Origin of the sequence: Pseudofrankia coriaricola, assembly GCF_001854805.1 — a bacterium.
Lineage (GTDB): Bacteria > Actinomycetota > Actinomycetes > Frankiales > Frankiaceae > Pseudofrankia.
Genome location: NZ_MBLO01000274.1, coordinates 1 through 18,928 on the forward strand (window position 1 = coordinate 1; position 18,928 = coordinate 18,928).

Sequence of the window (18,928 nt, forward strand, 5' to 3'; positions counted from 1 at the left end):
GACGCTCAGCGTCCGACAGGCAGGGCGGCGCGTCCAGCGCCCGCACGCCGCTCAGCGTCCGACAGGCAGGGCGGCGCGTCCAGCGCCCGCACGCCGCACGCCTAAACCAGGCCAGCCTGGTTGGCGAGGACGGCGAGCTGGGCGCGGTCCCGGGCGCCGAGCTTGACCATGACGCGGCTGACGTGGGTGCGGGCGGTGGCGGGGCTGATCACCAGGCGGGCGGCGATCTCGTCGTTGGACAGGCCATGGCCGACGAGCCCCATCACCTCCCTCTCCCGGTCGGTCAGCCCGTCGAGGTCGGGGGCATTGGGCGCGACCGGCCGGCGCGCGAACGCCTCGATCACCCGCCTGGTGACGGCCGGCGAGAGCAGCGACTCGCCGGCGGCGACGACCCGGATCGCCCGCAGCAGGTCCGCCGGCTCGCTGTCCTTCAGCACGAAGCCGGAGGCGCCGCCGCGCAGCGCCTCGAACACGTACTCGTCGAGCTCGAAGGTCGTCACCATGACCACCCGGGTGTGGCTCAGCGCCGGGTCGTCGGTGATCTCCCGCAGCGCCGCCAGCCCGTCGAGCACGGGCATCCGGATGTCGAGAAGCGCGACGTCCGGCCTGGCGCGCCGCACCAGCTCGACGGCGGCCCGGCCGTCCTCCGCCTCGCCGACGAGCTCGAGGTCGTCCTCGGTCTCGACGAGCACCCGCAGCCCCAGCCGGATCAGCGGCTGGTCGTCGGCCACCACGACCCTGATCAACGTTTCCCCCCACCTCCGCCACCACGGCTGGGACCTCCGACCGGTTGCGCCCGGTTGATCGGGAGCTCCGCGTGCACGCGCCAGCCACCGCCCGCGCACGGGCCGGCGGTCAGGCGCCCGCCCAGCTCCTCGGCCCGCTCGCGCAGGCCGGTGAGCCCGTGGCCCGGCGATACCACCGGTTGGGCGGCCGGCGGGTCCGGAGCGTCGGCGACGGCGATGGACACGGCGCTGGCGGAGACTGTCACCTCGATTGTGACCCGCGACGTGGCGGCGTGCCGGAGCACGTTCGTCAGCGACTCCTGCACGATCCGGTAGGCGGCGAGGTCGACGTTGGCGGGCAGCGTGTCGACTGGCCCGCTGGTCACGGCCTCGACCGGGATCCCACACAGCTGGACCTCGGCGAGCAGGCTGGGCAGCCGGCCGAGCCCCGTCAGCGGCGTCCGGTCGACCGTCCGGTCAGCGGTCCAACCGGCGGTCCGCTCGGCCGGCGCAGTAGGTGGAGGTGGAACAGGTGGAGTGGGCGGTGACAGCGGCGCCGCCGGCGCTGGTTCCAGCCGCGCTGGTTCCGGTGGCACCGGTTCCGGTGACACCGAGCGCCTCATGGACTGGCCGGCGCGGGTCAGCGCCAGGGTGGCGCGCAGCTCGTCGAGCGCATCGATCGCCGTCCGGCGGATCGCCTCCAGCGAGATCTGCGCCTGCTCGGGCCGGCGGTCCAGGACGTGCAGCGCGACGCCCGCCTGCAACGAGATGATCGACAGGCTGTGCCCGACGACGTCGTGGACCTCGCGGGCCATGCGCAGCCGTTCGTCGTCCACGCGGCGCCGGGTCGTCTCCTCCTCGGCCTTGGCCCGCCAGGCCCGGTGCTCCCCGATCAGCGCGCCGCCGACGACCGGGACCACGCCGAACAGCAGCGCGGCCCCCAGGCCGACAGAGAGATCCCAGCCGCCGCGCGCGTACCCGCGGAAGAAGCTCGCCAGCTCGCCGGCCGCGATCAGGACGGTGGCGCAGGCCGCGCCGCTGGCGGCCACTCGACGCTGGCTGGTCCGGCCGACGGTCAGCCCGGTGACCGCCACCGCGAGTAAGTAGGGACCGTGCGGGTAGCCCGCTCCGAGGATGGCGCCCACGAGCAGGCTCTGCGCGCCCAGCACATACAGCGGCAGCCAGCGGCGGACCAGCATCCCGGCCGCGATCGCGGCGAGCAGCGCGTACCCCGTCGCGTCGACGGCCCGGTACGACGGGACCTGGGCCTCGCCCCACTTGGGCGCGCTCAGGAAGAACAACGCCGTGAACGCGGCCGTCACCAGGACGTCCTTCACCAGGAACCGAAGGTTCCGCTGAAGCCACGTTCCGTCCATCCCGGCGACGGTAACCCCCCACGTCGCCCCTGACATCCCGTCCGGCGCGTATCCCGCGCTACGCGTCCGGGCGTACCCGTCGGCGCTCCCATCATTGATCATCAGTTGCCGTGGCGAGGACGGTCCGGGCCGGACCGCCTTTCCGAGTTGTTGTCCCGTGCACCGGATGATCGGCTGGCGTCGCGCGAGCCTGCGCCCGGGTGGTGGACGGTCCGGGCGGCGCGCGGATAACGCTGGAGCTCGGCCCCCGTCGGCGCGCGGGTAGCGTGGATCTCCTGCCTGGGCGAAGGACGAGGGGGACGGCGCGTGATCGTCGCGATCGAGGGGATCGACGGGGCGGGGAAGAACACGCTGACCACGGCGTTGGTCGCCGCGCTGGAGGCGGCGGGGCGCCAGGTGGGCACGCTCGCATTCCCGCGCTACTCGGTCGCGCCCCTCGGCCCGGCGGCGCGGGCGATGCTGACCGGCGACCCGGCGCTCGCACCCGTCGCGGCCTCGGCCCGCGCGAGCGCCCTGCTGTTCGCGCTCGACCGGGCGAACGCGCGCCCCGAGCTCGACGCGGCGGCGGCGGGTGACGCGGTGGTGCTGGTGGACCGCTATGTCGCCTCGAACGCGGCCTATGGCGCTGCCCGGCTGCCGGCCGAGGAACGCGCCGGCTTCCGCGCCTGGGTCGCCGCGACCGAGCTCGGCGACCTGGCACTGCCTCGTCCGGACCTGCAGGTACTGCTGCGGGTGCCGGTCCAGGTCGCCCGGGCCCAGGCGCTTTCCCGCGCGGTCGCGGACACCGGGCGTGGCGTCGACAGTTTCGAGGCGGACGAGGCGCTGCAGGCCCGGGTCGCGCACGAGTACGACGAGCTGGCCCGCTCCGGCTGGGCCGCCCCGTGGCTCACCGTCGACCGCGCCGAGACCGCGGGCGCGTCGGCGTCCGGTGCGGACGCCATGGCGGCCACCGTCGACGCCGCCGTCGAGAAGGTGCTGCGCAACCTGCGTTGACGCGCGCGTACCGCTCCACCCATGGGCGGCTGTCCCATGCCCGGGGGTACGGCCGAGGTGGGTCATCCCGCTTGTCGACCCACGTGCTGGTGCGTTTGGTAGCCACGGCGGCACACTGGCGGTCGCTGGCTCGTGCGCGCGGGCCAGTGCGTCACCCATCTTTCTCCCAGGGGTGCCCGTGAGCGATGACGTCGGCATGTCGGCGGACGAGGACAAGGCGGCGCGTATCGCGGAGGATCTGCGCTCGCGTGGCATCGGGGTGGTGGCGCTGACCTGGGTCGACAACAGCGGGATCACCCGGGTCAAGGGCGTGCCGGTCGGCAGGCTGGAGCGAGCCGTCCAGGCGGGTGTCGGGGTCTCGCCGGTGTTCGACGCGTTCGGGCTGACCGACGGGATCGCGTTCGGCCGCTATGCCGGGGGCCCGGTCGGCGACCTGCGGCTGCGCCCGGACCTGGACCGGCTGGTGCCGCTGGCCGCCCAGCCGGGCTGGGCCTGGGCACCGGCGGACCGGTTCGACCAGCTCGGCCGGCCGCATCCGCAGGACGCCAGGGAGGTCCTGCGCCGCCAGGTCGACGCGCTCGCCGGCTTCCACGGCGGCATCGGCTTCCAGGCGCGGGCGGGCATCGAGATCGAATGGAATGTCTACGCCGAGGGCTGGCAGCGCTTCTCGGCGCCAGGCTCGATAGCCATGGGGCCTGCCTACGGCATGGATCGGGTGATCGAGCTTTCCGACTACCTGCGCGATGTCGTCCAGGCGCTGACCGAGCAGGGGCTGGTCGTCGAGCAGATCCACCCGGAATACGCGCCGGGGCAGTTCGAGGTGTCCGTCGAGGCCGAGGACCCGCTCGGGGCGGCTGACAGCAGCGTGCTGGTCCGCCAGACCGTGCGCGCGGTCGGCGCCCGGCACAAGCTGCGCACCTCGTTCTCGCCGGCGGTCGTCCCGAATGGCGTCGGCAATGGCGGGCACGTGCACCTGAGTCTCGGGATGAAGGACAGTCCGCGTTGGAACGCGCTCGTGGACGGGACGGGTCCGGCCGGGCTGAGCCAGCTGGGCGAGCGGTTTGCCGCCGGGATACTCGGCCACCTGCCCGCGCTGCTGGCCGTCGGCGCGCCCAGCGTCGCCTCGTACCTGCGGCTCGCGCCGTCGCGCTGGTCGGGCGCGTTCGCCTGCTGGGGCGTGGAGAACCGAGAGGCCGCGCTGCGGTTGGTGACCGGCCTGGCGGTCGGCGGACGGTCGGTGCACTCACCAGACGTGGAGGCCGAGCTGGGAGTCAAGATCAGCCTCGAGCGGTGGGCTGCCGCGTCCCCGAACCTCGAGATCAAGTGCTTCGATCTGACCGCCAACCCGTACCTGCTGCTGGCGGGCCTGCTGGCCGCCGGGCGGTCAGGTGTCGCGGCCCACGAAGCCCGCCTGCCCGAGCCGGTCGACGTCGACCCGGCCTCGCTGACCGAGGAAGAGCGAGCTCGGCGCGGCATAGCGGCGCTGCCGGCCCGGCTCGCCGATGCCGTGACCGCGTTCGAGGGTGACTCCGTCCTGCTCGACGCGTTCGGCGCCGAGCTGCACGACACGATCCTCGTCGTCCGCCGGGCGGAGATCGACCAGTTCGCGGACGCCACCCCCGACGAGATCGTCGCTCAGACGCTCTGGCGGCACTGACCGCCGGCCAAGGGCGCCGCCGAACCGGTGGGGGCGCGGTGCCGGACCCGGACGCCGGCTCAGTGACAGCGGAGGCCGTGGCCGGTCTGAACGCAGGTGGGCAAGTCGATCGGGGGGAGCTGTATTCCGCCGCCGCCGGCGCCTGGTCCTGCGTCCGGGTCCGGTGACGGGGATGGCGTGGCGGTCCGCCGCGGGGTGGCGCCGCCGGTCGGGCGGGTGGCGGGCGACGCAGCCGGGCTCGCCGTCCCGGTGGGGGTCACGTCGCCGGACACCGTCGGCGTGTCGCGCACCGAGAACGAGGGTTCGGCAGTCGGCGAGGCCGAGAGTCTGGGTGAGGGGCTTGCCAGCAGGTCGGTGTTCTCGCTGTTGCCACCCAGTCCGCCGAACATCAACCCGATGGCGAGGGCGACGACACCGAAAGTCGCGAGGACGACCGGGAATGTGGTCACGTGCCATTTCCGGCGGCGATGGCTGCCCACGAGGACACACTATGGACTACGTCGCGTACCCGGCCGTCGTTGGGGCTGGTACCGCCGTTGGGGCTGGCACCGCGTACCGGTGGGCCGAGCGCCGAGCCTGACCTCCCAGATCGGCTCCGCAGGCTCCGCCGATCCGGCAGGAACCCTGCTCCCCATCGCGGCGGGGAGGGCGCTCGGCCCCGCCGGCTCAGGCCTGGGCGGCGAGCTCGCTGGTGGCCCGTGCGGCGCGGGCGGCGCGCTTCTCCTCCTGGAGGGTGGCGAAGGCGTCGAGTCCCTCGAGGAAGGACGCCACCTCGGCCCTGGCCTGCTCGGCCTCGCCGCCCAGGCCCTCCAGCGCGAAGAACTGCCACTGCCGCAGAACCGGCGTCACCACCTCGTCGTGGTGGACACGCAGGTTGTAGATGCCGGCGTCGGCGATCTGGCGGGCCTTGGACTTGAAGTCGAGGATGCCGGTGCCGGGCATGTCGAAGTTGAGAACCTCGTCACGGATGGCCAGCACGGTCTGGTCCGGGGCGAGTTCCAGCGCGGCGGTGACGAGGTTCCGGTAGAAGATCATGTGGAGGTTCTCGTCGGCGGCGATCCGGGCCAGCAGCTTCTCGGCCACCGGCTCCTGGGTGAACCGGCCGGTGTTGCGGTGGCTGATCCGGGTGGCCAGCTCCTGGATGGTCACGTAGGCCATGACCCGCAGCGGGGACTTGTTGCCGCTGTCGTAGCCGAGCTCCATCTGGTGCATCCGGCCGCGCTCCAGCGCCACCGGGTCGACGCCGCGGGTGACCATCAGGTAGTCCCGCATCGCGATCGCGTGCCGGCCCTCCTCCGCGGTCCACCGGCCGACCCAGGTGCCCCAGGCGCCGTCGCGGCCATACGCCGAGGCGATCTCCCGGTGGTAGCTCGGCAGGTTGTCCTCGGTGAGCAGGTTGACCTCGAAGGCGATCTGGGCGACATCGGACAGCGCCGACTGCTCCGGCTCCCACGGCAGGGTGTCGAAGTCGCGCCCCAGACTCCACGGCACGTACTCGTGCGGCATCCACTCGGCGGCAAGACCGAGGTGCCGGTCGATGTTCGCCGCGGCGACTGGCTCCAGCTCGCGCAGCAGATCCAGGTCCGTGGGTGAGGTCATGGACTGACCATCGCAGCCGAACCCCGGGCTCGCCATGTCCCAGCGGAGTGGACTTGCCGGCCGTGAACTGTTCCGCGGGAACAGTTCAGCCGTCCGCGGCGACCGCCGGGCCCGGCCTACCGCGCGGCCGTCATCCTCGAAGACCGCCGTTGGCCGCGCGGCCAGTCTCAGCGTCCGGACGTTGGTCCAGCTATCGGTTTCACCGATGTCGTTCGGCCCGTGGCTGTCCACAGTCGTCCACAGGCGACGGGTCGCCGGAAACCCCTGCACAGAGGACGGTCAAGGCCCGCGAGTTCCATAGAGGCGGGTCTACCAACCTGGTTATACACAGGCCACCCCCACTTCTCCACAGGTTATCCACAGGCTCTGGGTTGGGCGCCGGGACGCGGGAGCCGCCAGTCTGGACCGCTTTCCCGGCAAGTGATCCTGGGGACAACGGCCGCCGGGCGTGCGAAGGAAGATCATTTTCGCACACCCTTTGGCCCACTAGGCGGCCACGGATGGTGGCGGCGCATCGGCGCGGTACCAACCGGCCATCTCGTCTACCTGGAACCAGCCCAACCACCGCCATACGCCTGGGTCCGGAACCACATGGGAGGGCGCTCAGCGCCCGACACGGGGCGAGCGCGTCCAGCGCCGCGCCCCGGCATCAGCCCGCCCCAGATGCTTGCGGCGCCGGGATACGGGGGAAGTTCTCCGCGTGTCGGTGCCACGGATCGAGACGCTCGAATCGCTCCCGCTGGTCGACCACCACTGCCACGGGCTGGTGCGGCGCGAGCTGAACCGCATGGACTTCGAACGGGCCATGACGGAGGCCGACCATCCGGGGCCGCGGGGGGCCTCGTTCTTCGACAGCCAGCTCGGCTTCGCGCTGCGGCGCTACTGCGCGCCGGTGCTGGACCTGCCCGCGCACGCCCTGCCAGACGACTACCTCGCCCGCCGGGCGGAGCTCGGCGCCGACGAGGTGGCGTCACGGATGCTTCGGTCGGCCGGCATCGCCGACTTCTGCGTCGACACCGGGTTCGCCCCGGAGCGGCTCACCAGCGCCGCGGATCTCGCCACGGCCGCGGGTGGCCGCGGCCATGATGTCGTCCGGCTCGAGCCGCTCGCCGAGCAGGTGGCGCTCGACATCGTGACCGGCCAGATCGGCGTCGCCCACTTCCCCGACCACGTGCGCGCTCGCCTCGCGGCGCGCGCGGCGGCTGACGGCGGCAGCGCGGGCGCTCGCCCCGCTACCGGTGACAGTGCTCCCGTCGTCGGGGTGAAGTCGGTGGCCGCGTACCGAGTGGGCCTGGAGCTGCCCGCCGAGCGGCCCACCGACCGGGTGGTGATCGCGGCTGTACGGTCCTGGATCGGCCGGCTGCGCGCGGGCGCGCCGATTCGGCTCGCGGATCCAGTGCTGCACAGCTTCCTCATCTGGGCGGGCGCCGACCTGGGCCTGCCGGTACAGATCCACACCGGCTATGGGGACACCGACCTGCACCTGAGGCGGGCCAACCCGCTGCTGCTCACCGACATGCTCCGGGCGCTCGCGTCAACCGGCGCACCGGTGCTGCTGCTGCACTGCTACCCGTTCCACCGCGAGGCGGGCTACCTCGCGCAGGTCTTCCCGCACGTCTACCTGGACGTCGGCCTAGCGACCCATAACGTCGGCCGGGCGAGTGCGACCGTTCTCGCTGAGGCGCTGGAGCTCGCACCGTTTGGCAAGCTGCTGTTCTCCACGGACGCGTTCGCCCTCGCCGAGTTGTACCCGCTGGGTGCGCGCCTGTTCCGCCGGGCGCTCACGGCCCTCCTGGCCGCGGGCATCGCGGACGGCGACTGGACGGCCGATGACGCGGACCGCGTCGCGGTCATGGTGGGGGCCGGCAACGCCCGTCGGGTCTATGGCCTGGCGGAGCCGGCCGGCGGTGCCGAGCCCGAGCCCACCGAGGCGCGGGCCGCGAAGCCGCGCGCCCGCGCCACCGGCGCCGGCACGAAGAGGCGTGCCGCCGCGAGGTCGTCCACGGCGAAGCCGTCGGCCGAACGACCGGCCGGGACGAGACGATCCGCCGAGAAGCCGGCCCGGGCGGAGACGCCGGCCGCGAAGGCGCCGGCCGAGGAGCCGGAGGCGGCGGAGCCGGCGAAGGCGAAGCCAGCCGCGACGAAGCGGCCGGCCGGCACGGCGGCCAGGCGGAACACGGCCAAGCGCGCGCCGGCCAAGAAGGCGGGTCCCGCGAAGAAGGAACCCGCCGCGAAACCGGCCGCGGCCAGGCGGCCGCCGAAACCGCCGCCCGACGCGAGCTGAGTCCCGGTCACTCGGCGGGGGTCACACGCCGAGACCGCGGCCGATGATCTCCTTCATGATCTCGGTGGTGCCGGCGTAGATGGTCTGCACCCGGGCGTCGAGGTACGCACGGGCGACCGGGTACTCCGTCATGTAGCCATAGCCGCCGTGCAGCTGCAGGCAGCGGTCGATCAGCTTGACCTGCAGCTCCGTCGACCACCACTTCGCCATCGCCGCGTCCTCGGACGAGAGCCGGCCGGCGACCAGCTCCTCGATGCATCGGTCGATGAACGTGCGCACCACCTGGGTCTCGGTGGCGAGCTCGGCGAGCAGGAACCGGCTGTTCTGGAAACTGCCGATCGACTGGCCGAAAGCCTTGCGGCTCTTGCAGTACTCGACGGTGTACCCGAGCACCGCCTCCATCGACGCGGCGGCGAGCACCGCGACCGAGAGCCTTTCCTGGGGCAGGTTGCCGACCAGGTGCAGGAAGCCGGCCCCCTCCTCGCCGATCAGGTTCGCCGCCGGTACCCGGACGTCGTCGAAGAACAGCTCGGCGGTGTCCTGCGCCTTCATGCCGACCTTGTCGAGGTTGCGGCCGCGGGTGAAGCCGGGCATCCCGCGCTCCACGCCGAACAGCGAGAGCCCGCGGCCGCCGTTGCGCTCGGAGGTGCGGGCGGCGACGACCACCAGGTCAGCGTGAATACCGTTGGTGATGAACGTCTTGGAGCCGGAGAGAAGCCAGTCGCTCCCGTCCCTGCGGGCCGAGGTCCGCATGCCGCGCAGGTCGCTGCCCGCGCCCGGCTCGGTCATCGCGATCGCGGTGACGATCTCCCCCGAGCAGAAGCCGGGCAGCCAGCGCCGCTTCTGCTCGTCGGTGCAGAGCTTGATCAGGTAGGGCGCCACGACGTCGTTGTGCAGCGCATAGCCGAGGCCAGTGGTGCCCGCGCGCCCGCACTCCTCGGTGATGACGGCGTTGTAGCGGAAGTCGTCCTGCCCGCCGCCGCCATACTCCTCGGGAACATCGAATCCAAGGAAGCCCTGCTTGCCGGCCTCCGTCCAGACCGCCCGGTCGACGATCCCGGCCTTCTCCCAGTCGGCGTGATAGGGCGTGACGTGCTCGGCCAGGAAGGCGCGGAACGCGTCCCGCAGGAGCAGGTGTTCCTCGTCGAACAGGGTGCGCCGCATGATTTCCTCCGGGTATCCGCTGGCCGCCAGGGCGCGACGGCCGTCCGGGACCGCGCGCCGCGTCGCGCCCGGCCTCGTTGGACAGTGGCGGACTAAACGATAGCTAACGACTGTTATGTGATCCCGTGATCGCCGGAATCATGCGGGACGGCCTTCAGTACTCGACAGGCGGAGGCGGAGGCGGGGGAGGGATGCGTAGGCCGGTGACGACGGCCTCGAAGACCGCGCGCAGCTCGTCCAGATCGGGCCCGGCCATCCCGGCGGCGCGGCCCGTGAGCAACCCGATCGGGGCCAGGTAGAGGAACCAGGCGATGGCGTCGGGGGACAGGTCGTCGCGTAGCTCGCCGTCGTCGCGCGCCTGCTCGATGGCGCCGCGCACCAGCTCGAACCGCTCGCGCAGCACCTCGCCGAGCGCGTGGCGCAGCGTCGGCTCCCGGCGGGCGGCGACCATCGCCTCGAGCAGCAGCGCCTGCTCGCGTGACAGCCGCCGTCCGGCCGCGGCCGACGTGGCGGCGGTCAGCAGCGCGTCGCCGAGCTCGCCGTGGCCGACGTGCGCGACCGCCTGTACGGCGTGGTCGACGGCGCGCCCGGCGGCGTCGGCGAGAAGTGAGGCCATGTCCGGGTAGTGCGAGTAGATCGCGCCGGTGGTCACCCCCGCCCGGTCGGCGATGTCGCGGACGCGTACGCCGTCATAACCTCGTTCGGCGAACAGGTCGACGGCGGCGGCGAGCAGCCGGTCCCGGGTGACCTCCGGCTGGCGACGGCGCCCGGCCGCGGGACTGCGCAATGCCATCAGCCCAGTCTGCCTGTCAAAACGCGCGTTCGTTCGAACGCACACTGTTAGGCGCGGAAGGGGCGGGCCTGTCAGTCATTGCGCGTGCCGGAAATCGTCGTCATCGTTACGTGAGGTCGTCATTCGATAGCGCTGTGCTATCGGCTGGAGGCCTCGACCGCTGGGCGCTCCGCCTCCTGCCTCCTACCCCGGCCGCCGTCGAGCCCGGCTCAGGTGCTGTACGTCGTGGCGGTGGGCGGCGGGCAGTCGAGAGCCAGGTCGGCACGGGCCTGGGACGGGACGAGCGTGCAGCCGACCTCGTAGCTGCCGAGCTGCACCAGCCGCCAGCCGGACTCGGTCCTGTGCAGCACGCCGCGGGCCCGGTCGACGTCAGCGGTCACCGGCATCAGCTCGGCCCGCGCCCAGCTCGGGTCGCTGCCGGCGATCTCGATGTCGACGACCTGATAGGAGGCCGGGGAGACCAGGCCGGTCAGGTCACTCGACCGGATCGCGGCGGTGATCGCCCCCGCGTCCGCGGGCGACGGTGTGACCGCTCCGGCGACGGCGGACCGGGCCGCGCCCGCGGAGGCGCCCACGGCCGCCGCCTCGCCCTCGGGCGGGGTGGTGCCGGCGAGCGCGCCGTCCGGGCTTGCCGCGCCGGTGGGCGCGGTACCGACTGGCGCGGTCGTGGCCGCGCGGATGACGGGTTCGGCGGCGTCCCGCGGGCTGGTCGCGAAGGCGACCGCGCCGCCGATGGTGATGACGCTCGCGACCGCGACCGTGACCGCGGGCAGGGCGATGCGCCGCGCAACCACGGCCCGGGAGGTCGCCTTGGCCGCGGCGCGAGCCGCGTGCCGGCCGTCGGAACGGCGGTGTGGCGCGGCGGAAGCTACCCGCGGGGCGGTCCGGGAGTCGACTCGGTGTCGGGCCATGGGTTGCACATCCCCAAGTGTGCTCGGCTCATTCAGGTGAATCGTGATGAGATCGCGATGTGAAAGAGTCGGACTGCTGACAGACCACTCTAGTATTTGGCGTACGACTGCGTACGAAGCGTCGCGGACGCCGAATACCCGATCAATACCCTGCTGGTGTCCCGGTGTAGGCGTTCTGACGCCGGAGCGCCTAAAAGTGCTGCCTTCAAGATTCCCGGTGGTAGGAGGACGGCGCCACTGCTCGGCTGGCCTCGGGTGCCGGGCCGACCGGCCGGGCACGCGGTCGGGATGGCCTCTGGCGTACCGAGGGCGGTCCGCTGTTGACGTGGGCCCCGGCCGACGTACGCGTCGGCCGGGCGCCCGACGGCAGGTGCCCGGACGTGCTCAGGCCACGCGGCTGACGGTGCCGGCCGCGGCCCGGTCCTCGGCGTCGCCGTCGGTTTCCGTGCCCGCGGCCGAGGTGTCCTGGCTGGCCGAGGCCGCTTTGCCCGCGGCGGGAACCGCGGTGACGTCGCCGTAGGGGAAGGTCGCCGGGCTGGTGCTGGTCATCATGGTCTCCTCGTTGAGACGCCGACGTGGGACGCGCCACGGTGGTCGGTTCGCTGCCCGGAGAGGCAGCGGCACGACTGTGCGTCATCGCGGCACTGCCCAGCGACGGTGCCAGCCGGCGAGCGGCCGGGGAGGCCAGCACCACCCCCGTGGGGCGGTTATCCCGCTTCCCCGCGTCGCGAGAACCCGCTGGAATCCAGTCATCCCCGCGCAGCGGGGTGATCCGCGCCCGTCCGGGCCGAGCTCAGCCGGTCATGGGTGCGATCATGCGGTTCGAAACACGCCCCCGGAGGCGGACGTCCTTGGGAACATGGGAACGCGACGTCGGCCGTCGTGACGTGACGGAGTCGGACCGGGGGGACGGGGTGCGGATGCGGAGCGCCGTCAGCGCGATCGCGACGGGCCGGGGCTCGGGTGACGGGGGCGCGCGCGCCGCGGGCGCCACTGACCGCCCGGCGGGCGATCCGGAGCGGTGGGAGACCTCGCCGGAGACGGTCGTGACAGTGGTCGGCGTGCACCGGACCTTCGACGCGGAGGTGGCCCCGGTCCGGGCGCTGCGGGGGGCGTCGCTCACGGTCTGGCCCGGCGAGTTCGTCGCCGTCACGGGCCCGTCCGGCAGCGGCAAGTCCACGCTGCTCAACATCATCGCCGGGCTGGAGCGCGCGGACGACGGATCCGTGGCGGTCGCCGGTCAGGCACTCGGCGAGCTGTCCGAGACCCAGCTCGCCCGGCTGCGCCGCCGGCACGTGGGCATGGTGTTCCAGTTCTTCCACCTGCTGGAGAGCATGACGGCGGCCGACAACGTGGTGCTGGCCGCGCGGCTTGCCGGGCTCGGCCGGCGTGCCGCGGTGCGCCGCGCGCAGGACCTCCTCGACGTGCTCGGCCTGTTGGAGCGGGCCGAGGCGCTGCCCGCGACGCTGTCCGGTGGCCAGCGTCAGCGGCTCGCGATCGCCAGGGCGCTCGCCGGGAGCCCCACGCTGCTGCTCGCCGACGAGCCGACGGGCGCGCTGGACTCCGCTGGCGCGGCCGAGGTGCTCGACCTGTTCACCAGGCTGCACGCGCGTGGTCAGACCATCGTGATGGTCACCCACGACGCCGCGGTCGCCGCCGGCGCGCAGCGGATCGTGGCCATGCGCGACGGCCAGATCGAGAGCCCGTCCGGCCTCGAGGACCTGCCATGACCCGAGGACCTGGCCTAGGCATACACCGCCGCCGCCACTGCGACGGCGACAGCGCCGGCGGCCCCGGACGCGGCGAGGTGCGCCGGTGAGCCTGCCGCCGCTCGCCGCGCCGCCGCGTGCGCGTGAGACGACCTCGCGGCCGCGACGGCTGTTGCTGATCGCCGCCGTGCTCGCCGCCGCCGGCATCGCCGCGCTGTGCGCCGTGCCGCGGCTGCTGGGCGCCGGGTATCCCCCCTGGTGGGTGCCGATCGTGTCGGCGGCGGTGCTACTCGTCGCGGGCGTGCTCGCCGGCCAGTTCGGCACGCCGCGGCGGCACGCGGAGCAGGTGCTGATCCTCGGCGCGGATGTCGCCTCGTTCGCGCTGGTCGGGGCCGGGGCACTCGCGGCGTCGGTGGTCGCGCTCGGCCGGATCCCCGACGACAACGGCGCCGGGTTCCTCATGCCTGTGCTGGTGAGCGCGGCGACCGCGGCCACGCTCAGCGTGGCGCTGCGGATACCGGCTAGGCGCGCAGCCCGCCGGGCCGCGCGCGGCGGGCGCTTCCGGCCGGACGACGTGCTGGCGACGTTCGGCGAACAGACGAGCCGGGATGGGCCGCTGGAGCAGGCGCTCGTGCAGCTCGCCGACGCGCTGCGCCGCACCCTGGCGCTGCGCCGCGTCGAGATCTGGACGGGGGCCGGCGGGCGGCTCACGGCCGCCGTCGTGCTGCCGGAGCCCCCACCGCGCCGATCCTCTGTCCCGTCGCCGGCCGGCCAGGGCGGTAGGTCCGAGCTCGCGGACGCGGGCCTGGGGCAGGCCCGGCCGGGCGAGACGCTCTCCTTGTCCGCCGGTGACCTGGTCGCCCTGTCCCGGGCCAGGGTCGCGGGTCCCGGCTGGCTGTCGTTGTGGGTGCCGCGGCTGGTCTGGGCGCGGCCGGGCATCCAGCTGCGGGTCGTCCCGGCGCGGGCCAGCGGCGCGCTGCTCGGCCTGCTCGTCGTCGAACGGTGGGTGGACGACCCGCGGTTCAGCGAGGCGGAAGACCGGCTGCTCGCCGAGCTCGGCACCCGGCTTGGCGCCGTGCTGCACAACCGGCAGCTCGACGCGAACCTGCGCGAGGCGCTCGTGGACCTGCGCCGGGCGAACGACGAGCTGCGGGTCTCCCGGGCCCGGCTGGTCGCCGCCGCCGACGCCGAGCGGCGCAGGATCGAGCGGGACCTGCACGACGGCGCCCAACAGCAGCTGGTCTCGCTCGCGATCGGTCTGCGGCTGGTGCGTGACCTGGTCACCGAGGACACCGAGGCGGCCGAGGAGCTGATCGGCGAGATGGCCGAGCAGGTGACCGCCGCGATCTCCGAGGTGCGCAACCTCGCGCAGGGCATCTACCCGCCGCTGCTGCGCTCCTCCGGCCTGACCGAGGCCCTGCGCGCCGCCGCTTCTCGCTCCCCGCTGGGCGTACGGCTCGTCACGGACGGCGTCGGCCGGCACGGCCCGGACGTCGAGGCAGCCGTCTACTTCTGCTGCCTGGAGGCTCTGCAGAATGCCGCCAAGCACGCGCCCGGCAGCCAGGTGGAGATCGCCCTGACCGAGCGCGAGGACGCGCTGGCGTTCAGCGTCGCCGACGACGGCCCTGGCTTCGACCCGCGGCGGCGGCCCGCCGGCCAGGGACTCACGAACATGCGCGACCGGATCGGCGCGATCGGTGGCTCGCTCGTGATCGGGTCGGCACCGGGCGAGGGGGTGCGGCTGGGCGCCGTCGTCCCGCTGGCTGACAACACGGGCAGCGTCGCCAGCGGCCTCGCCGCCCCTTCCGCCGGCGGCTCGACGCTGCCCCCCGGCTCCAGCTCCGGCACTGGTGCCAGCTCCACGTCCAGCTCCACGTCTGGCTCTGGCGCCGGCCCCGGTGGTGCCGCCGCCGTGGGTGGCTCGGTGGCCGTCGGCCCATCGGCGGGCGACGTGGCGGCGGGCGAGGACGCGACGGGAGCCCCGGGAGGCGCCGAGGCGCTGGTGGGTGGCGCCCGCGCGGGCGCGGCCACGGCGGACGGCCGCGTGCCGGCCGCGTCGGATGGGCGCGTGGCGCCCGTGCCGGGCGAGCCCGGCGGGAACGGCGGCTGAGACATGGCAGCCCCGGTGTTCGGCGCCGTCCGCATGATCGCCCTCGGGCAGCTGCGGCGTCGCTGGCTCAGCCTGGTCGCGCTCGGACTGCTCGTAGGACTGGTCGGCGCGGTCGTCGGCGGCGCGGCCGCGCTGACCCGGCGCACCGGGACCGCCCCCGCCCGGCTCGAACGCGCGACGGCGGTGCCGGACCTGCAGATCACAGTGCCCGGCGGACCGGGGCTCGCGGCCAGGGCCGCGTCGGTGGTTCCCGGCCTGCGGTCCGTCTGGATCACCGCGGGGTCCGCGGCCCGGGTGGAGAACCGGCCGGGAGTCGTGTACCTCGGAATGCTCGCCGGCCACCCGGTCGGCTCGGAGGTAGGCGTCTACACCCCGGTCGTCGTGAAGGGCCGGGACTACGACCCGACCGCGGCGGAGGCGGTTCTCGACGAGCGAACGGCCAGGTCGCTCGGGGTCGGGGTCGACGATGTCCTGACCTTGCGGACGCTGACCAGGGAGGACTTCTTCAGCTTCGACACCGGCTTCGGGATGCCGCACGGGCCACGGATAACGGTGCGGGTGACCGGCCTCGTCCGGATGGCTGGCGCGACGGCCCAGCAGACACCGCTGCTGGTCTCGCCCGCCGTCGCCCAGGACCTCGCCGCCGTCGGCATCACCGTCATGATCAAGCTGGTGCCGGCTCCGGACGCGGTGGCGCGTGCCGACGCGGCGCTCGCCCGCGCCGCCGCGGCGGCCGGTGACGAGCAGGACCCCCAGGCGGCCGAGTTCCCGATTCTCGAGGTGAACCATCCGGCGACCGACTCGGACGCCCGCGTCGGGGCCACGACCCGGGTGCTGCTGACCGGCCTGGTGGCGTTCGCCGTCGTCGTCGGGGTGACCGGGCTCGCCACCGCGGCGGTGGCGTTCGCGCGACACCACTACGCGCGCGTGACGGAGCAGCGGATCGAGGCCGTGCTCGGCGTGACACCGGCCGGAAGGGCGGCGGCGCGGGTACTCGCGGCCGTCCCGGCGGCGGCGCTCGCCGGGCTGGTCGCCGCGATGGGGCCGCTGCTCGCCGGGCGGCTGGAGCCGATCGGCCCGGTGGCCGACCTTGAGCCCCATCCTGGCTACGCGCCCAACCTCGCGATCGCGGGGATCACCGCGGTGGCCGCCGTCGGTCTCGTCCTGGCGTTCGCGGGCTGGTCGGCCGCGCGTGCGGGCCGCGGCCGGGCCGCCGCCGGGGCCGCGCGCGCCGCCGGCCCGGTGCGCGCCGGCTGGCCGCGTCCCGGGCCGGCCTGGGTGGGCCCGGCCTGGCTGTGGGTGGGCGCGCGGTTCGCGCTCACCGGGCACCGGCCGTCGTCGGGCCGCCGTCCCTCCGTCATCACCGCCATGATCTCGGTCGCGGCGCTGGTGGCCGCGGCGACGGTCGCGCACGGCGTCGATCGGCTGATGAGAGATCCCAACCGCTACGGCTGGACGGCCGACCTCGACCTCCTCGACGCCCGGCCGGACATCGTCGCGCGGCTGAAGGTGGACCCCTGGATAGCCGCCGTCAGCCTGGTCGCCCGCTCGACGGTGCTCGCGGGCGACAACTGCGGCGCGACGGGTACCGCCGATGACAGCCCCAGCCGGCGGATCCAGGCGGCGCCCGCGGCGAGGCCGGGTCCCGGCTGCGTCGAGGTCACCGCGTACGCCGTCCATTCGTCTACCGGTGAGCAGCGTTGGACGATTCTCTCCGGGCGGCTCGGCCGCGGCCCGGGTGAGGTGGTGGTCGGGACGCATGCCGCCCGGGACCTGGGCGTCGAGGTCGGTGACGTCCTCGACCTGGCGCCCAGGCCGGGTGGCGACCACGGGGCGCGGGTCACCGTGGTGGGCGTCGGGCTCGGGCCGCCGGTCGGCGGGGAACGACTCGGCGACAACTTGCTGCTCGAACCAGGCGTGCTCGAGCAGACCCAGCGGACGGCTCCCTGGTGGGACGGCCTGGTCACCGCCGCCGACGGCGTGCCGGTGTCGTCGCTCGTCGGGGACCTCGGCGACGAGTACGAGGTGGCGCCCCGGCAGCCGCCGACGGAGGTCGCGAACCTCGGCGGCATCGGCAGGCTGCCCGAGGTGCTCGAGATCGTGCTCGGCGGCCTCGCGGCCATCGCGCTGGTCCACTCGGTGACGACGAGCTGGCGCCGGCGCGCCGGCGAGGCCGGCGTACTGCGCACGCTCGGGAGCACCCCGGCGCAGACGGCCGCGGCCTCGGTGACGGCGGCCTGCGTGACGGCGCTCGGCGCGGTCGGCGTCGGGATTCCCCTCGGCCTCGGTGTCGGGCGCCTGGTGTGGTGGGAGATCGCGAGCGCCACCGGCGTCGGGGGCGACGTCGCGGTCCCGGGCCTGCTGCTGCTGGCGCTGCCGCCGGTGGCCCTGGTCATCGGAGCTCTCGCGGCGCTCATCCCGGCCCCGCGCAACGCCTGGCTGCGGCCCTCGGTCCACTCGCGATCCGGTTAGGCCGCGGTCGCCCAGCGCCGCGCGATGCCGCCACCCCGTCGGCCGGTACCGGAACCTCCGCGACCTTCCTGAGGCGGCTGGGCGCGTGCCGCCGACCGGCGGTGGGTGGCTAGTCGTCGTCGGAGGTGCGGCGTTCCCAGAGAGCGCGCAGGACGGCGGGCGCGAGGTCCGCCTTGTGGAGGTAGTCCATGCCGCTGGTGGCGACGGTCGCCGGAAGATCGGTCTTGCCGTAGGTGGAACAGAGAACCACGACGGTGTGCGGGTCGGCGTCGCGGATCCGGCTGCCGGCGGCGACACCGTCGATGCCGGGCAGGTTCACATCCATCAGGACGAGGTCTGGGCGCAGCGACTCGGCGGCGGCGACGCCAGCCTCGCCCGTGTCCGCCTCGCCGGCCAGGACGAATCCCGGCGCGCGCCGGACAACGGCGCGTACCGCCATGCGAAAGGGTCGCTGGTCGTCCACGACAAGGACCGAGACGGCGGAGGGGGAGGTCATGAATCCAGTGTGTCCGCCTGTCCCGTTCTAACCCAGGATGCGACCACCCACGTCGCAGGGTGTGGCTAACCCCCCTGCCGGGGCGAGACGCTGGACGCGCTCGCCCCGTGTCGGGCGCTGGGCGCCCTCCCCGCGTGGTACCGGGCCCTGGCATATGGCGGTGGTAGAGCTGGGACCGGGCTGACGAGGTGGCTGGGTAGGTACTGCGCCAATGCGCGGTCACCAGCTGTGGCTGGACATCCGAGCCCATGGGATGTCTGTCGGGCGCTGAGCCTGACCTCCCAGATCGCTTACCTCCCAGATCGCTTCGCGAGCCGGCAGGAACCCTGTCGCCGATCCGGCAGGGACCCTGCTCCCAACGTGGTTCCGGGCCGAGGCAGATGAGGGTGGTCCGACCAGTCGGGACCGACGAGATGGTTGCGTTGACGTAGCGCTGATGCGCCGTCACTACTTGTGGTCGAGTTGCGTTTGCTGGTACCGGTACGACATGACATTCCTGTCTGTCGCTGGACGTCCAGGGTCGTGATGGCTGAGTCGCGCTTGCCGGTTATCAGGAGGACGTCACATCCCGGCTGCCTCTGGACGACCAAGACCTTGAGGTGACTGAGACGGCGGGCGTCGATAGCGGTGGGTGTCAGA

Annotated in this window: 15 protein-coding genes; 6 read left to right on the forward strand and 9 right to left on the reverse strand. The window is 73.7% G+C overall.

The genetic code is table 11. The features are described 5' to 3' along the window. Positions 1-101 precede the first annotated feature (101 nt). Both BCD48_RS43315 and BCD48_RS43320 read right to left on the reverse strand, forming a co-directional pair. Positions 102-746 (reverse strand): response regulator, encoded by a 645-nt coding sequence (locus BCD48_RS43315; RefSeq protein ID WP_071054428.1) that lies wholly within the window; start codon positions 744-746, stop codon positions 102-104. Then, positions 743-2,047 carry a sensor histidine kinase gene (locus BCD48_RS43320; protein ID WP_241842439.1) on the reverse strand — a complete coding sequence of 435 codons (1,305 nt, stop codon included), beginning with the start codon at positions 2,045-2,047 and terminating at the stop codon, positions 743-745. The genes BCD48_RS43315 and BCD48_RS43320 overlap by 4 nt, the downstream gene beginning before the upstream one ends. Before the next feature lie 360 nt (positions 2,048-2,407). Here BCD48_RS43320 and BCD48_RS43325 point away from each other — a divergent pair, with 360 nt between their 5' ends. Further along, entirely contained in the window at positions 2,408-3,094 is a 687-nt protein-coding gene (locus BCD48_RS43325; RefSeq protein WP_071054432.1) for a dTMP kinase, read from the forward strand. Between the two features lie 196 nt (positions 3,095-3,290). Then, positions 3,291-4,751, forward strand: a complete 1,461-nt coding sequence (locus BCD48_RS43330) for a type I glutamate--ammonia ligase (RefSeq protein ID WP_071054434.1) — start codon at positions 3,291-3,293, stop codon at positions 4,749-4,751. A 59-nt stretch (positions 4,752-4,810) separates the two neighbouring features. Here BCD48_RS43330 and BCD48_RS43335 read toward each other — a convergent pair whose 3' ends face one another. Both BCD48_RS43335 and BCD48_RS43340 read right to left on the reverse strand, forming a co-directional pair. Beyond that, a complete protein-coding gene (locus BCD48_RS43335) occupies positions 4,811-5,200 on the reverse strand; it encodes a hypothetical protein (protein ID WP_071054436.1) in 390 nt (129 codons plus the stop codon). 217 nt (positions 5,201-5,417) lie between these two features. Further along, positions 5,418-6,350, reverse strand: a complete 933-nt coding sequence (locus BCD48_RS43340) for an acyl-ACP desaturase (RefSeq protein WP_071054505.1) — start codon at positions 6,348-6,350, stop codon at positions 5,418-5,420. Positions 6,351-7,050: 700 nt separating this feature from the next. Between BCD48_RS43340 and BCD48_RS43345 the strand changes: the two genes are divergently transcribed. Continuing rightward, a complete protein-coding gene (locus BCD48_RS43345; RefSeq protein ID WP_241842440.1) occupies positions 7,051-8,634 on the forward strand; it encodes an amidohydrolase family protein in 1,584 nt (527 codons plus the stop codon). Between the two features lie 21 nt (positions 8,635-8,655). Here the strand turns inward: BCD48_RS43345 and BCD48_RS43350 are convergent, their stop codons facing one another. From BCD48_RS43350 to BCD48_RS51820, 4 genes are all read right to left on the reverse strand, one after another. Next, entirely contained in the window at positions 8,656-9,798 is a 1,143-nt protein-coding gene (locus BCD48_RS43350; protein WP_071054438.1) for an acyl-CoA dehydrogenase family protein, read from the reverse strand. Positions 9,799-9,952: 154 nt separating this feature from the next. Further along, positions 9,953-10,591, reverse strand: a complete 639-nt coding sequence (locus BCD48_RS43355; protein ID WP_071054440.1) for a TetR family transcriptional regulator — start codon at positions 10,589-10,591, stop codon at positions 9,953-9,955. A gap of 209 nt (positions 10,592-10,800) precedes the next feature. After that, positions 10,801-11,502, reverse strand: coding sequence for a hypothetical protein (locus BCD48_RS43360; protein ID WP_071054442.1), 702 nt, complete (start codon positions 11,500-11,502; stop codon positions 10,801-10,803). 384 nt (positions 11,503-11,886) lie between these two features. Then, positions 11,887-12,054, reverse strand: a complete 168-nt coding sequence (locus tag BCD48_RS51820) for a hypothetical protein (RefSeq protein ID WP_157910636.1) — start codon at positions 12,052-12,054, stop codon at positions 11,887-11,889. Positions 12,055-12,353: 299 nt separating this feature from the next. Between BCD48_RS51820 and BCD48_RS43365 the strand changes: the two genes are divergently transcribed. The 3 genes from BCD48_RS43365 to BCD48_RS43375 all read left to right on the forward strand — a co-directional run bounded on the left by BCD48_RS43365 (position 12,354) and on the right by BCD48_RS43375 (position 17,793). Beyond that, positions 12,354-13,232 carry an ABC transporter ATP-binding protein gene (locus BCD48_RS43365; protein ID WP_083420104.1) on the forward strand — a complete coding sequence of 293 codons (879 nt, stop codon included), beginning with the start codon at positions 12,354-12,356 and terminating at the stop codon, positions 13,230-13,232. 85 nt (positions 13,233-13,317) lie between these two features. Beyond that, entirely contained in the window at positions 13,318-15,321 is a 2,004-nt protein-coding gene (locus BCD48_RS43370; protein WP_083420105.1) for a sensor histidine kinase, read from the forward strand. 3 nt (positions 15,322-15,324) lie between these two features. Next, positions 15,325-17,793, forward strand: coding sequence for an FtsX-like permease family protein (locus BCD48_RS43375; protein WP_157910637.1), 2,469 nt, complete (start codon positions 15,325-15,327; stop codon positions 17,791-17,793). Between the two features lie 109 nt (positions 17,794-17,902). Here BCD48_RS43375 and BCD48_RS43380 read toward each other — a convergent pair whose 3' ends face one another. After that, complete coding sequence (locus BCD48_RS43380; protein WP_071054444.1) at positions 17,903-18,289, reverse strand: response regulator transcription factor; 387 nt, start codon at positions 18,287-18,289, stop codon at positions 17,903-17,905. Positions 18,290-18,928: the final 639 nt, after the last annotated feature.